We start from the raw sequence: 15,998 nt of genomic DNA, 5'->3' as shown, positions 1-15,998 counted from the left end.
AGACTCGTTGACAAGCAAATCTGAACCATTGGGTATGATAAATTATTTTTAGATTCAGTAAAAATTATTAGCACTCGTGTAGTAATACACAGAATAGTAAATTGCTTTGATATCTTGCAGCATTCTTAATTAACACCTACCTTTGCCTGCAACTCAAATTTCCTTTCTCATAGCCAAAGCCCATTCAATGGGGACTAAAACCCAAGTCTGGAAAAAATTTAGCCCTCTTAAGAGGACTTTCGTTATCAGCCAGAGGTTTTTACCCTGTGGCGGTTGTTGGGATTAGTGCAAAATATTAGTGGTTGCGAGATTGCCCAGCGAATCAGGGGCATTACATATAACTTTCGTTGACAGGTGAAGCTCAGTATGGCAGACACGCCTGAACATTTCCTTGAGAAAATCCGAGAAGCAGAAGATGAACATCTAAAAGAATTAGATTTAAGCAATTATTTGGGTACAAATAACAAGGAAAAATTAACAGAGATTCCTGCTGAGGTATTTGAACTAGAATGGTTGGAGGTTTTGAATTTAAGCGACAACCAAATAACGACGCTACCAGAAGCGATCAGCCGCTTGCAACAACTCACCACCCTGGATTTAAGCCGCAACAAATTAACGACACTGCCAGAAGCGATCGCCAGTCTGCAACAACTTACCACCCTGGATGTAAGCTACAACCGATTAATGACACTGCCAGAAGCGATCGCCTGCCTGCACCAACTCACTTCTCTAAACTTAAAAGACAACAAATTAACGACGCTGCCAAAAGCGATCGCCAGTCTGCAACAACTCACCACCCTGGATTTAAGCTACAACCGATTAAAGACGCTGCCAGAAGTGATCGCCAGTCTGCAACAACTCACCACCCTGGATTTAAGCCGCAACCGATTAACGATACTGTCAGAAGCGATCGCCAGTCTGCAACAACTCACCACCCTGGATTTAAGCCGCAACCGATTAACGATACTGTCAGAAGCGATCGCCCGTTTGCAACAACTCACTTCCCTGCATTTAAGCTACAACCAATTAACGACGCTGCCAGAAGCGATCGCCCGTTTGCAACAACTCACTTTCCTGCATTTAAGCGGCAACCAATTAACAACATTGCCAGAAGGGATCGCTAGTCTGCAACAACTCACTTCCCTGCATTTAAGCTACAACCCGATCGAAAAGCCACCGCCAGAAATTGTTCAAAAAGGTATTGAGGCGATTAGAGATTATTTTCGACAACTGCAAGCAGAAGGCACAGATTATCTGTATGAAGCAAAGTTATTAATTGTCGGCGAAGGAGGAGCAGGGAAGACAACACTGGCGAAGAAAATTGAAAACCAAAATTATCAACTTCGAGAGGAAGAGACTACAAAGGGAATTGAGGTCATCCAGTGGGGTTTCCCAATGGAAAATGGGCGAGAATTTCTAGTCAACATCTGGGACTTTGGGGGGCAAGAGATTTATCATGCTACTCACCAGTTTTTCCTCACTAAGCGTTCCCTCTACGTTTTAGTGGCAGACACCCGTAAGGAAGACACGGATTTTTATTACTGGCTGAATGTAGTACAACTGTTGAGCGATAACAGTCCCCTACTAATCATCAAAAATGAGAAGCAAAACCGCCACCGAGAAATCAATGAACGTGAGTTACGGGGGCAGTTTACTAATTTGAAGGAAACTTTACCAACAAACCTTGCTACCAACAGAGGTTTAGAACAAGCTTTAGAACAAATTAAGCATTACGTTAAAAACCTACCTCATATTGGCAGTCCGCTCCCAAAAACCTGGGTTAGAGTCCGGGAAGCTTTGGAGAGTGATGCACACAATTACATCAACTTGGATGAATATCTGAACATCTGCCAACAAAATGGGTTTACCCAAAGAAATGATAAGTTGCAATTAAGCAGTTATCTTCACGATTTGGGAGTATGCTTGCACTTCCAAGAAGACCCACTTTTGAACAAAACTGTCATCCTTAAACCCAAGTGGGGAACTGATGCAGTCTACAAAGTGCTGGATAATGAAAAGGTGATTCGCAACCTGGGTAGTTTCACGCGGTCTGACTTGGCAAACATCTGGTGTGAAGACGAATACGCCACGATGCATGATGAACTGTTGCGCCTGATGATCAACTTCAAGCTGTGCTACGAAATTCCTAGAAGCCAAGGAAAGTATATTGCCCCGCAACTGCTATCTGCTAATCAATCCTCATATAACTGGGATGAAACCAACAACCTGATTCTGCGTTACAAATATGACTTCATGCCCAAGGGCATCATCACCCAGTTCATTGTTGCCATGCATGAGTTGATGAATGAACAACAATGTGTCTGGAAAAGCGGCGTTGTTCTCAGCAAAGACCAGACGAAGGCTGAAGTGATTGAATATTACGGCAAGCGGGAGATTAAGATTCGAGTCTCAGGTCGTTACAAAAGAGATTTGATGACCATAGTTACACATGAACTCGATAAAATTCATGACTCGTATACACGACTGAAGTACAACAAGTTAATCCCCTGTAATTGCGACACCTGCAAAGATAACCAAGAGCCACACTTTTATTTATTTGAGGAATTGCGACAGTTTATTGCCGATAAGCAAGACCAGATTCAATGTCGCAAGAAACCCTACAAAATGGTGAATGTCTTGGGCTTAATTGATGATGTAATGGACAAACACCAATTTATTCAGCAAGAAGAAATCAGACGAAGCGGAGATAATTATTATATAAACGCTAAAGAAGTTCAAATTCAAAAAGAGAATAATCTTATGTCTAATCAATCTCCGCAAGAAGAAAAGCCAAAGTCAGAAGATATTAAACTTCCGTTTGCTTTTCGCAATGGAATGTTCTATTTATTTGTATTTGTAGTTGTATTTTGTCTAATTGCATTTTTTGGTGGTTCGCTACCATTTCATTATCTAGCTTTAGCAATTATTGGAACAGCAATATTTATTGTCTTAATAGGCGTTCTGCAACTCCGTCAAGATAACCGCCTTTCTGAGAAATCTTTTGTAGATTTAACAAAAATGGTACTGGAACAGTTGCCTTTAATTAGTAATATTATTAAGCAGTTTCAAGGCAACAAATAAAAGCCCCGGCGAATGGAATTCGCGGCTATACAAACAAAGTCCGCCTGCGCGGACTAAGGAAAAATTGAGGGTTTGAACCCACGGAGGTGGGTTTTGTCTGTGTAGATGCGGTTTCTAACCGCCCTTTTCCCTTACAACAAATTACGATTACTGTTATTCACCTTTCTCCTGAAGGAGCGATCGCCAATCTTCAATCGCCTTCTCTGTCCACAGCCAATTTTTAGCTAATTTATCAACCTGGAAATTTACTGAATCAGAGTTGAGAACCATTTGCCGTAACTTGATCGCTTCATTAAGATACTGTGTCTGCTTACCACTAGATTGACTAAGTGCAGATTTATACAGTCCAAGAGCTAAACCAGCATAAGAAGTTAAAGCATCTTCAGGAACTGCCGTCTTTGAATCTGTATTTTGTTCTTTGAGAGCTAAATTCAAAGCCTTGAACCAAGAATCATTGGCTCGATTTAGATTGCCTTCTGCGTAGTAGGCAAATCCTAAAGCGTTATTATACAAAAGCGATTCTGGTTTAGCTTTTGCAGCAGTTTCCCAGTAACGGCGGGCATCATCGACGCTATAGTTATTGTCTCCAGTCCCGATAGACTGCCAAGCTAATCGTCCCTTATAAAAGTTGACAGATGGATCATCAACTTGCTTATTTGGAACAAGTTTAAGGGCAGTTTCCGCCGCAGCTAGTGCGCCACGATTGAGTAATTCTTCTACAGCCAACAACCCACCTTGCAAATCTCCCTGGCTCAATTTTTGCGTAGCGCTAGTGGTGACAATTCCAGTGCTTGCTGTTTCTAAATCGATATTTTGCTGTTTTTGGATAGGTAAAGAATCGGTGGGAATTGCTGGGATGTTTGGCAGAGTTGCCAGTTGAGATCGATTTTGCCACCACCAATTTAAAGCGATCGCAGCTACTAAGGCACTGATTCCCACAATACCCACAATTGGCCACAATTTGCGGCGTTGGGTACGATGTCTTGGTGGGGCTGGTTGCGATGCCTGGGTTGGGCTATGCCTACGGGAAAACTCAGAATTTTGCTGATTTCCTTGCAATTTACCAGTAATTACAGGGGGCGGTGCCGGGATTTCTCCCCATAAATCTCCTTCTTCTTCCAGAGAAGTCATCTCTTCTGAAATCTGGCTTTGCTGAAAATTATTTTCTAGAATTTGTTGATCCGGTTCAGTTGTAGCTTTTTGGTTATCTAGCTGACGAAACAAATCGGAAACGATCGCAGAATCTTCCTCATAACTTGGGTCATCATACTCAATTTCATCAACGAGATCGCCCCAAGTATCCTCACCCAGCCAGTCCAACCCAGAAGAGTCACGCGCCAAACCAGCAGGAATCATTTCTTCCATTCCTAAAGGCATATCGCTATCATCTGCGTTGGCGTAGCCCGTCGTAGACATCGCAGAGTACATCGTGGAAGTTATTCCTAAAGGTGAATTATACTGATCCCGCAAGTCTGGACTTTCGGATACCTCAATTTCTTCACTGAGAAAACCGTCAGATTCTGGCTGGAGATATAAAATCGGTAATGCCCAGTACATCTGGTGAGAACCATAAGCAGAAATTAATCCTTGGCGTACCCGACTAACGCACAAATCTACAGGATATCCCTGACTCAAGTTGCGGTAAAACAATTGTGTGAGTGTCAGTGCCACTTCATCAGGAATGCGTTCTGACATAGCCAAAACGCTTCTAATTCCGCGCTTTACGAGACTTTCTGCCAGATTACGTTCACCCGTATCTCCAGATGGATCGGATGCAGCTGTGTACGCCCCCAAGCAGGAATTAAACACTGCCATTTGAATATTATTGTTGACGAGCAGACCTGCCAGATCGTCTCCACTCAAGATTTCCGTTAAGCCAGTTCTGCGACTAACAAGATAAATTTCTCCGCCATTGCCGCCTAAGTTACTATGACCAGAGTAGTGGAGAACTTGGTATCTGCCTTGTTCTAGGGCTTGCGTCAGTTCTTCCCGTCCTGGTTGGTCTAAAACAGTGAGTTCAATTTCTGGGAAACGATTGTTACCTTCAGCAAGTCGTGATGTTTGACGGTGAAGTTCCGCTTGCAGTTTAATCGCTTCCTGTTTCTGTAAGTCAAGGCGGACTTGATCTGAGGGAGAAGCAATTACCATCAATACTTTCACGCCACCTTGTTCTCGTGTTGTGAAACTATTGCGCGATCGCAAAGGAGAACCCCCCAAAATGCCACTTTGGAAGCGAGAAAAAGCCACATAAGGCCCAGTAGCCAGAGGGCGATCGCCTGCGTGCATCACTTCCCAAGGTAGACGAGCTAATCTAGTGTCCTTTAGCCCCAAGCGTAAGCGTAGTACTTGTTGGTGATTCTGGGCAATACCTTGGGCAGTAATCCAACTATCTCTGAGAGTGCCTTGAAACAAGGCGTTATAAAATTGTTGACCCAATGCCACCAAGTTAACAGAGTTTCTGGCGATATTACTTTCGTGCCCACCAGAGGTAAATGGATCTCCCTGCAACACCGACTTCAACGGGTCATTCATCAAATGCCCAGCAGCTATTAACCAATCAGCTACAGGCCAAGTCACCAATTCTTCTGCCAATGGTACCCCAGGCGCGACTTGTTCCGTCCGCACCAAGTAGTCATTTTGCCCTACTGGGGTTACGGAAATGTGAAATTCCTGGGTCACAACTTCTCCTGTCCGCCTCCTAAATCTGGTTTGAAACACGAAAGTTTCAAGTCGATTTGCTCCCTCTGATAACTTAGATGCATCCCACCCCTGAATGTTTCTGATTCGGTGTTGTTTTGCTTTTTCTGCCTTTACAACTTTATCCGGATCGGATTACTTGGATCTAGAACACTTAATTGGTAGATGCACCTTGATCTTCAACTCCCCTAGCTGGCTAACACCTACTAGGGGTTTTTTTCAATTTTGGCAAACAACAGCAACTTTTAACGCAGATATTCTTTACCAAAAAATAGTGCTTAATCCTAGAATACTTGATTACTAGATAGATGTCCCTTGATTTTTAACGTGTCGCGGAAGTCCCCACCTTCTCTGCGAGACGCTAACGCGAACAATGTACTCATAAGGTGGGGATAGGGAGCGGGGGATAAGGATTGCATCTGATATTGATTTTTTGCTTATGCAAAAACAAATATCAGATGTATGACGAATCCCCAGAATTTTCTGATAAAATTATTTGATCTTGACCATCAATGCCATAAGCGAAAACCAAACTAATAGGTATATGTTGCAAGAAAAAAATTTGGGTCTTGGGAACCAGGACTCCTGCCCTTGGAGGGAATGTCAGACTAACTAGAACTCCATAGTTCTGGAAGCTATTCCCGATGAATTGGGAAGCTCCGTCCGTCTTACGGCGGAGTAGTTCACCTCCCCTAATTCAGTTAATATCTACTAGAGTTTCGTTGACACACCTTTCTAATAAATTTATCCGGAGCATGGTGGTTAAACCTAGAACACTTAATTGGTAGATGCACCCTGATAACTAGCTCCCCTGGTTGGCTAACACCCACTGGGGGTTTTTTTATGAAGAAATTTAGCAGCAATCATTTCTGACGCATCAAATTTTTAAGGCAATGCACTGGTTATTTAATTGGTAGATGCACCCTGATAACTAGCTCCCCTTGTTCGCTAACATCCATTGAGGATTTTCTCTGGTGAGCGTCAATTTATCCGGTAGATTGCTCTTTAAGAATCTCTTTTAATCCTCATATAGGCTAGCACCCCCTGAATTCGTGCCAGTAGCCCTATGAGTATCATTTACAGGTAAACGAGATTCTGAAAGACTTTAGCTTCACTTGAAACCAATATCTGATAACTAACTCCTCTGGTTGGTTAACAACTTTGAGGTTTTTTTCTGGTGAGCAAACAACAATAACTTCAACCTCTGCTATTTTATCCGGTAGCTACCCATTTACTTTAGAAAAGATGATCAATAGATGCACCCTGATAACTCACTCCCCTGGTTGGCTAACACCCACTGGGGGTTTTTTTCTAATTACCTAGGCGTAGCCCTTCCTAGATATGGCCGTCAACCCTGATTTTTGCCATTTTCCCCGGAAGATACTCGCTGCCCCTAGAAAACATTAATGGTAGATGCACCCTGATAACTAACTCCCCTAGTAGATTAACATCATCTGGGGGTTTTTATTTTAAAAAATAACTTATCTGTGTCCAAATTATCCGGAGTATGGTGTTTAACCTGAGAACACTTAATTGGTAGATGCACCCTGATAACTAACTCCCCTAGTAGACTAACATCATCTGGGGGTTTTTATTTTAAAAAATAACTTATCTGCGTCCAAATTATCCGGAGTATGGTGTTTAACCTGAGAACACTTAATTGGTAGATGCACCCTGATAACTAACTCCCCTAGTAGACTAACATCATCTGGGGGTTTTTTATTTTAAAAAATAATTTATCTATGTCCAAATTTATCCGGAGTATGGTGTTAAACCTAAGAACATTTAATTGGTAGATGCACCCTGATAACTAACTCCCCTGATTGGCTAACGCTCATCGGGGGTTTTTTATTTTAAAAAATAACTTATCTGTGTCCAAATTTATCCGGAGTATGGTGTTAAACCTAAGAACATTTAATTGGTAGATGCACCCTGATAACTAACTCCCCTGATTGGCTAACGCTCATCGGGGGTTTTTTGTGTAGACACGTAGTGGCTTGTCTTAGACATCGCCCTAGCATTTTCTGCTGATGTAACTAGAATGCACCACTACTCTTGTTGTTACTGCTCTTAGGATAGAGCATAACCTGCTCACTCAATTCCTGAATCGCTTTCTTTTTATTGTGAGCTAGAGATGCCACATCAAAATGATTGCTATGATATTTAATCATATTCTTAATTTTTTTTCTATATTTTGGCGTTTAATTATTTGTCTGCCAGCAATCACGCTTCTTTGCTAACTACATTTGTATATTTCTTGTTTGGATGTTCAACCTGGGAATGCAGTACTGAAAGCTCTGCCTCCCAAAAAACATAGAAACAAGGGCGCAGGAAAACATACTGGATAAGGGTTTCAGCTTTAAGTTGACACTAATAACCAGCTATATGGTAATATTTCATGGCATTATGCTAAAAAACTTTGCTTAGAATCAAAGAGTCGCCAACCCATGAGTTTAGCTGTAATTAAGTTCTCTTCAGAAGAGTGCGGCATCTGCCATAAAATGTCTTTTTACGACAAAAAGGTGGCTGAAGAACTGGGTTTAGAATTTATTGATGTGAAAATGCAGGATACGACTGCTTACCGCAAGTATCGCAAGATTTTATTAACTCAGTATCCCGATAAATCAGAAATGGGATGGCCTACTTACATCATCTGCAATTCTCCAGAAGGGGAATTTCAGATTGTGGGTGAAGTAAAAGGAGGTCATCCCAAAGGGGAATTTAGAAGCCGTCTGCAAGAGGTTCTGGATTCTACAGGTAATCAGAACTAAATTACTTCAAAAGATTTGACCTCTAGGACAGGGCCAATCATGGCAATAGTCATGATATCTTCACGCACCTGTCCTTTTACTTTTGCTTTTTGTCCGGCTTTGAGTAAGCTTTTGTCAGCCCCTTTAAGGATTTCGTAAGTAACGCCCTCTTCTGTAACTAACGCCCATGCGCCTGTGCCTATATCACGGCGTTCGATTGTACCTGTAAGTGTAATGCTCATAAATAGTGCTGAGTTGTAAGTGCTGTTAGCGATAGCGGGGCGTTTAGCCCGTGCTGAGTGGGGGGAGTAGGGAATTAGGAGTTAGGGTTAGGAGTTATAAACATTGATTCCCCATTCTCCATTCCCGATTTATGCGATTTTTTCTTCGTTTTTCAATGCTAAACGAGCCAGTCCATAGCAGATTAGGGCATTAGCGATGAGGAAGAGGCGTGATATGTTGCCACTTCCCAAACCCCAAACAGCTGGATCTAAAAATGCACTTACTGTCAAGCAGGCTGCTACACCTAATGTTGAACCAATGGCAAACCATTTCCAACTAGGATTTCCCAGCAGCAATGCCATTAACAAAATGGGAATCAGTACACTGGCAAATAGGGGATTCAACGCATCAGTTCCCTGGAGGGTATTACCTAGTTCGGGAATTGAACTGCCTAAAACCCGGAAAGGCCATTGGGGAAGATCAAAAATATAGATTCCCTTGAGGAAGAATAACCCGGAACTGCCAGCGATTAGCCCACTAGATAAAGACCAACTCCAACTGAAGGGGAAGTAAACCCGTAAAAACCAAGCCAGTAGATAAGAGCCAACTACCATTAAAATCTTGGGTAATAGTGCCACTGCACCACCATCAATCCAAAAGCCAGGGTTAAGATAGCCGTTATCGCGTAACCACCGAAAGAAATCAGGAAAACTGATTTGTCCACCAAAAGCTAGTCTGACTGCTGCTTCTGCATTGAGTTGTCCAGCGCCATAATAGTTCAAACCATCATCTTGGATAACTCGCGCTGACTGCTTGAGGACTTTTAAAACTTCATCTGGTTCTTTGATACCAGCAGCTTTAATTAATGCTGCCACGCCTGCAACGTGGGGAGAAGCCATGCTTGTACCCTGGAAGCCAAGAAATACCCCTTCGCCATTTTCGTCGATAGTTTCTTGGAGAATCTTACCAGCTTCACTACCACCAGGAGCCGAGATATCTACCCCAGCACCAAAGTTAGAATAAGGCGCTCTTTCGCCATCTGGGCCAATTGCCGAAACGCCGATTACATAAGGATATCGGGCTGGATAGCTTGCGCCATTGGTATTTTCATTCCCAGATGCGGCAATGATAACTACACCTTTTCTATGGGCATACTCGATCGCTTCTTTCATCAACTTGCTTTCACCGCTACCGCCCAAGCTCATATTAATCACATCTGCGCCTTTATCAGCAGCAAATTTAATCGCTTCGGCAATATCGGCAACTGTACCGCCACCATAAGAACTGAGTACCTTAAGTGGCATCAGACTAGCTTCATAAGCAATTCCAGCTACGCCATATTTGTTATTTGTGGCTTGGGCAATAGTTCCGGCAACATGGGTACCGTGGCCGTTATCGTCTTTGGCTTCTTCTCGGTCGTTAACAAAATCATAGCCTTTGACAAATTTTGTCTCATATAAGTCGCGCACCTTAGTAATCCCGGTGTCAATTACCGCAACTGTAATGCCACTGCCTTTGGTTTGACTCCATGCGCCTTCAATACCGATTTTGTGCAAGTTCCACTGCTTGCTGTAATATTGATCATTGGGGCCAGTTAATGACGGGCTTGTCTCATCATCATTTTCTTGAGGTCTCAAAAATTCTCCTAACCAAGCTTTTTCACCTGGTTGTGGAATCTTTGTATAGATGTAATTTGGCTCAATGAATTCTGTAGCTTGGGCAAACTGAGATTTTTTCAGTTCTTGGAGTCGCTGGCGATCGCCTTTGACAATATACACATGATCTTTTTCTGAAAACTTGTTGTCTAATTGGGGTGTAACGTTATATTGTTTGGCGATCGCTTGGAGATTCTGTTGCACCACATCTGATGGAATATCTTCCCGAAAATCAAGCAAAATCGTCTCAAACTCTCCTTTAACTGCCATTCCCTGGAAATTCAGGAAACCAAATATGGCAGCTCCCAGCCCAATGACAAACAAGCACAATAATATAAGCTTTCTCATATTAACTCATCACCGCTTTTTGCCAGTTTGCTCACTACCATAACTTATCTCCATCCTTTGTTGGTGGATTTTGCACTTTTAGTTACAAGTCTCACTTCATTACTCAGGACTTTTTGAAACGATGGAACGTGGTCTTTTGTGGTTGCCGCTATTAGTAATGTTTTTCTGGTTGGCTTGGCAAGGCTCGAAAGAGTATCAAAAAGTTGAAGCCTATCGCGGTTGGGCAGAACAATTTGAACGGGCTAAGTACGATATTTATGCTGTATTAGGTCAAAAAGACAATAATCTCACTTGGGGAAAACCCACACCTCAAGGGCCTATTAAACTAGAAACATTCTCTTTGCTTGATATTAAGCAAATCAACTTTCTAGTAGATGATAAATCGGTAGATGTGGATAATATCCCCCAGAAAGGTCGTTCTATAGAGCTAGAATTTCTCTTTTCCGAATCTAATAAATTGGTGCGTGTTCCATTTACCGAAATCCCTTTGGCGGCGGAATGGGGAAAGTTTTTGCAAGGGCGATTACAAGACTTGCGAACAGAACCAAACAAGTAGTTATATTGAAGCTACAAGTTCTCGATTATACTACTGTTTCTGTACAGAAAATTAGATTGGGTAAACGAGATAGCCTGCAATTATGAAATACTCACAAAGATGATTTTTGAATTATTAATTCTTACTCTAAATTGTCCAATAAAAAATATGCTTCTGGGTAGATGAAAAGTAAGTCAAGGGGTAGCATAAAATACTAAGGCATAGATGATAAAACCGTAAGGAATACGGAATTTTACTACGCTCGATAGATGCGGTTAGAGAACACTAAATGTTAAAGGTTAACCGCTTGCGGCTGCAAGATATATTCAAAATCCCGATAAATTCACTTGTGGCAAAAGCCGCAAGTGTAATACCCATCTTGGTTGGCGGCTTGGTGCTAATTGGCTGGTGGCTTGGAATTGAAGTTTTCAAGCGCGGCTTTCCTGGTAGTCCCGCCACGATGAAAGTCAATACAGCGTTGTGTTTTGTATTGTCTGGTTTATCATTGTGGTTGTTTTTAAAGGCAGGGAATAAGGGGAAAAGAACAATTCAAAACTCCCCCCACTCTTCGACCTTTCGACTTCTCGACTTCCCTGCTCTGGTAATTTCCAGGGTCTGTGCAATAGCTGTCACCACAATTGCTGCACTTACACTTTGTGAATATCTGTTCGGCTGGAATCTGGGTATTGATGAGATACTGTTCCTGGATTCGCCAACTAGTATGACGACATTATATCCGGGGCGAATGGGGGTAAACACAGCATTCAACTTTATACTAGTCAGCGTTGCCCTACAGATTCTGATTAATCCCAAAAACCATCGTAGTTATTGGTCTGCTCAGATTATCGCTCTGATCGCTACTTTAATTTCCTTTCAGGCACTCATGGGCTATGCCTACAAAGTGAAAGTTCTTTATGGAGTTGCCCCTTATACAACGTCAATGGCTTTACATACGGCGGTGTTGTTCATTTTGCTAAGTATAGGTATTTTGTGGGCGCGGGCAGAACAGGGGTTAATGAGGGTAGTTACAAGTGATACTTATGGTGGATTACTGGCACGTCGTTTGTTGGTTGCTGCGATCGCAGTACCTTTTATATTAGGGTGGGTAATTGTTGAAGGTCAACGCGCAGGACAATACGATCCGGCTTTTGCAGTATCAGTGTTTGCGATCGTCCTGATTGTGATTTTTACTATTTTGATTTGGCAAAGTGCCAGGGTTATTGAACGCCTTAGCCATCAACGCGACCTCGCCCAAGAAGCACTAAGAACCTACGAAGATAAATTGGGGAGTTTCGTAGATTCTAATGTCATTGGTATTCTATTTGGCGATGTGTATGGCGGTATCCACCAGGCAAACGACGAATATCTCAGGATGATTGGTTATACGCGGGAGGATTTGTCAACGGGTAGGTTAAGTTGGAGCAATATCACACCATCTGAATATCGATACTTGGATCAGCGAGGTGTTGCCGAAGCACAAAAAAACACTAACGCTACTTGTACGCCCTACGAGAAAGAATATATTCGCAAGGATGGTAGCCGCATCCCGGTTTTAGTTGGTTACGTGCTGTTAGGAGAAAAGCGGGAAGAGTCAGTAGCATTTATCCTCGACTTGAGCGAACGTAAGCTTGCAGAAACAGAGCAACAAAAATTAGTATCGCTGGTAGAAAATAGCTCTGACTTTATCGGCATTGCCACCCTTGAGGGTCAATTGCTCTATATAAATGATGCAGGTCAAAAACTGGTAGGACTTGCTAGCCTTGAAGAAGTGAGGCAAAAAGTAGTATTAGATTACTTCATGCCCAAAGACAAAACCTATTTTCAAAAATATATACTGCCGACTGTACTATCAGAAGGTCGCTGGCAGGGAGAATTCTGCTTTCGGCATCTTCAAACAGGTCAACCAATACCAGTTGATTACAATATCTTCACTGTTACAGACAACAACACAGGTCAGCCAATTGCCTTAGCAACTGTGACTCGTAACATCAGCGAACAAAAACAGGCTAAAGAAAAAATCTTACAACTAAACAAGGATCTACAGCGCCGTATTACTGAGTTACAAACTTTGTTGGAGGTAATTCCCATTGGAATTGGCATTGCCGAAGATCCACTATGCCAAAATATCAAGGTAAACCCTGCTTTGGCCAAGCAGTTGGGGATATCGTCAAATACAAATGCCTCTCTCAATGTTCCTAGTGATCAAAAATCCACAACCTTCAAAATCTACCGAGAGGGAAGGGAACTGTCAGAAGAGGAACTGCCAATGCAATACTCTGCTGCTCATGGTGTCGAAGTTGTGGATTGTGAACTTGAGGTAGTCCATGAAAATGGAAAAATTGTCAACCTGTTGGAGTATGTTGCACCTCTGTTTGATGAAGAGGGTAAAACTAGAGGAAGCGTTGGTGCATTTTTAGATATTACGGAGCGCAAACAGGCAGAAGAAATACTTCTAAATCAGCAAAAATGGCTGGAGGATGTATTAAATCTGATGCCAAGACCCTTGCTGTTTATCGAACCAGGAACGGCGCGGGTAACTTTTGCAAATCGCTCTGCTAATGAATTAGCTGGGGGCGAATTTCCTAAAGGTGTACCAGCAAAAGATTATCACACAGTTTACCACTATACAGATGCGGCAGGCGATCGCATTCCCAATGAACAAATGCCAGGAGTGCGGGTTGCCCTTGGCGAACGTCTCAATGGATTAGAAGTAGATTGGCACACTCCCTCTGGTGTGCGTTCTCTACTGATATTTGCTGATACCTTGCCAGCAATGCACGGTCATCCGGCTACCTGTATCTTGGTGTTCCAAGAGATTAGCAACCTCAAACAGGCAGAAAAAGCACTCTCGTTAGGTTACAAAAGACTAAAGCTACTATTTGACACAGCCAACGATTTACTCTCAAGCCAAGAACCAGTACTACTAATCGATAGCGTCTACCGAAAACTAAGAGAGCAAATTGGAATAGAAGTTTATTTGAACTATTTGGTTGAGGATAACTCTCAAGTAATGCGGTTGGGGTCTTACAGTGGTATTTCCCAAGAACTGGCCAAGGAAATCGAGTCGCTGGGATTTGGGGAAACGGTTTGCGGTACTGTAGCTCAAAACCGTTGTGCAATAGCTCTAGAGAATGTGCAGCAATCAACTGACCCCAAAACAGAATTGCTTCGTTCTTTAAATATTACTGCTTATTATAGTTATCCGTTGATTGCCCAAGGACGATTGTTGGGTACTCTTTCTTTTGGCAGCCGGACTCGGTTAAGCTTTACCGAGAATCAAAAGGGGATGATGCAAGCAGTATGCGACCAAATAGCGATCGCAATGGAACGGGCTAGTTTAATTGCTTCTTTGCAAAAACAAACTGAGCAGTTGCAAGAGGCGAACCGGATGAAAGATGAATTTCTGGGGATATTGTCTCACGAATTGCGATCACCCCTCAATGCAATTTTGGGCTGGGCGCAACTCCTGCAACGAAGCAAGCTGAGTGAAAGCCAAATGGCTAAGGCTACGGAGACAATTGAGCGCAATGCTAAGGCGCAAACCCAGCTAATTGAAGACTTACTAGATATATCACGGATGATTCGAGGCAAGTTACGCCTGAATGTCCGTACTTGTAATTTGGTTCCGATGATTGAGTCGAGCCTAGAGACTGTTAGCCTAGCTGCCCAATCCAAGGAAATCGATTTAAGATTTTCTATCATTCCCTCCAAAGAAACACGAAATGCGCCACCGGAGATACTCCCCGTGGTAACAATCGCGCCAAATTCAGATTTGGGATTAGAAATTAATCACGAAAATGTTGAGTCAAGAGAAGCGGAATCCCAAAGCAATCAACGTTCGAAGGACAGCAGCGAAAATTCCCAATTCCTAGTTTCCGGTGATTTTGAGCGTTTGCAGCAAATTATCTGGAATCTGTTATCTAATGCCATCAAATTTACACCGACAGGTGGACAGGTAGAGTTGCAATTGTCAGTGGTAACTGGCGAAGAAAAACAACATATAACAGAGAAATATGCCCAAATTCAGGTGATTGATACAGGTATTGGTATTAGCCCTGATTTTCTCCCCTACGTCTTCGATCGCTTTCGTCAAGCTGATAGTTCTAACACTAGATCATACGGTGGATTAGGACTAGGATTAGCGATCGTGCGTCATTTAGTAGAATTACATGGTGGTACTGTTCAGGTAGATAGTGCAGGTAAAGATCAAGGAGCAACGTTTACAGTTAAGCTGCCACTTTTGAAAAGTCATCTATTCACAGTCTCGCAGCCTCTCCCCGTTGCCTGTTCTCCTCTTCACTTCGTCTCCCTCCTTGGTGTGCGGGTAGTGGTTGTAGATGACCAAACCGATAGCCGTGAATTTATCACCACAGTTCTCGAACAGTGCCAAGCCGAAGTTAAAGCAGTGGCATCAGTTCAAGAAGCATTGCAGATAATTACAGAATGGAAACCAGATGTTTTAGTCAGTGACATCGGTATGCCCAATGAGGATGGTTACTCTTTGATCCGCAAACTGCGATCGCGATCGCCAGAACAAGGGGGAAATATTCCCGCAGCAGCATTGACAGCTTATGCTAAGGCAGAGGATCGGATGCGAGCTATACAAGAAGGTTATCAGCTACATTTACCCAAACCTATTGAAGCGGCTGAGTTGGCTACAGTAGTTGCTAGTCTTGTTGGACGGACTTAGACAGAATTGGGTATTGGGAA

General features: G+C 42.7%; 7 protein-coding genes. 4 read left to right on the top strand and 3 right to left on the bottom strand.

The window, feature by feature from the left end; genetic code table 11:
- Positions 1–366: 366 nt before the first annotated feature.
- Positions 367–3,081, top strand: a complete 2,715-nt coding sequence (locus GJB62_RS23600; protein ID WP_159402558.1) for a COR domain-containing protein — start codon at positions 367–369, stop codon at positions 3,079–3,081.
- 153 nt (positions 3,082–3,234) lie between these two features.
- On the opposite strand, the gene hetF is transcribed toward GJB62_RS23600, so the two are convergent.
- Positions 3,235–5,760, bottom strand: a complete 2,526-nt coding sequence (gene hetF / locus GJB62_RS23595) for a cell division protein HetF (protein WP_114082656.1) — start codon at positions 5,758–5,760, stop codon at positions 3,235–3,237.
- 2,465 nt (positions 5,761–8,225) lie between these two features.
- Here hetF and GJB62_RS23590 point away from each other — a divergent pair.
- Complete coding sequence (locus GJB62_RS23590; RefSeq protein ID WP_012409925.1) at positions 8,226–8,549, top strand: hypothetical protein; 324 nt, start codon at positions 8,226–8,228, stop codon at positions 8,547–8,549.
- Here GJB62_RS23590 and GJB62_RS23585 read toward each other — a convergent pair.
- Together GJB62_RS23585 and GJB62_RS23580 are read right to left on the bottom strand one after the other, a co-directional pair.
- Complete coding sequence (locus GJB62_RS23585) at positions 8,546–8,770, bottom strand: hypothetical protein (protein ID WP_114082657.1); 225 nt, start codon at positions 8,768–8,770, stop codon at positions 8,546–8,548. The two genes, GJB62_RS23590 and GJB62_RS23585, sit on opposite strands and share 4 nt — an antisense overlap.
- 129 nt (positions 8,771–8,899) lie before the next feature.
- Positions 8,900–10,753: a S8 family peptidase gene (locus GJB62_RS23580; protein WP_114082658.1), complete on the bottom strand. Its 1,854-nt coding sequence runs from the start codon at positions 10,751–10,753 to the stop codon at positions 8,900–8,902.
- 121 nt (positions 10,754–10,874) lie between these two features.
- Between GJB62_RS23580 and GJB62_RS23575 the strand changes: the two genes are divergently transcribed.
- Positions 10,875–11,309: a hypothetical protein gene (locus tag GJB62_RS23575; RefSeq protein ID WP_114082659.1), complete on the top strand. Its 435-nt coding sequence runs from the start codon at positions 10,875–10,877 to the stop codon at positions 11,307–11,309.
- A 268-nt stretch (positions 11,310–11,577) separates the two neighbouring features.
- Positions 11,578–15,978, top strand: coding sequence for a PAS domain S-box protein (locus GJB62_RS23570; RefSeq protein WP_114082660.1), 4,401 nt, complete (start codon positions 11,578–11,580; stop codon positions 15,976–15,978).
- Positions 15,979–15,998: the final 20 nt, after the last annotated feature.

The organism is Nostoc sp. ATCC 53789, assembly GCF_009873495.1.
Taxonomy (GTDB): domain Bacteria; phylum Cyanobacteriota; class Cyanobacteriia; order Cyanobacteriales; family Nostocaceae; genus Nostoc; species Nostoc muscorum_A.
This window is presented reverse-complemented; position numbering and strand designations above follow the sequence as displayed.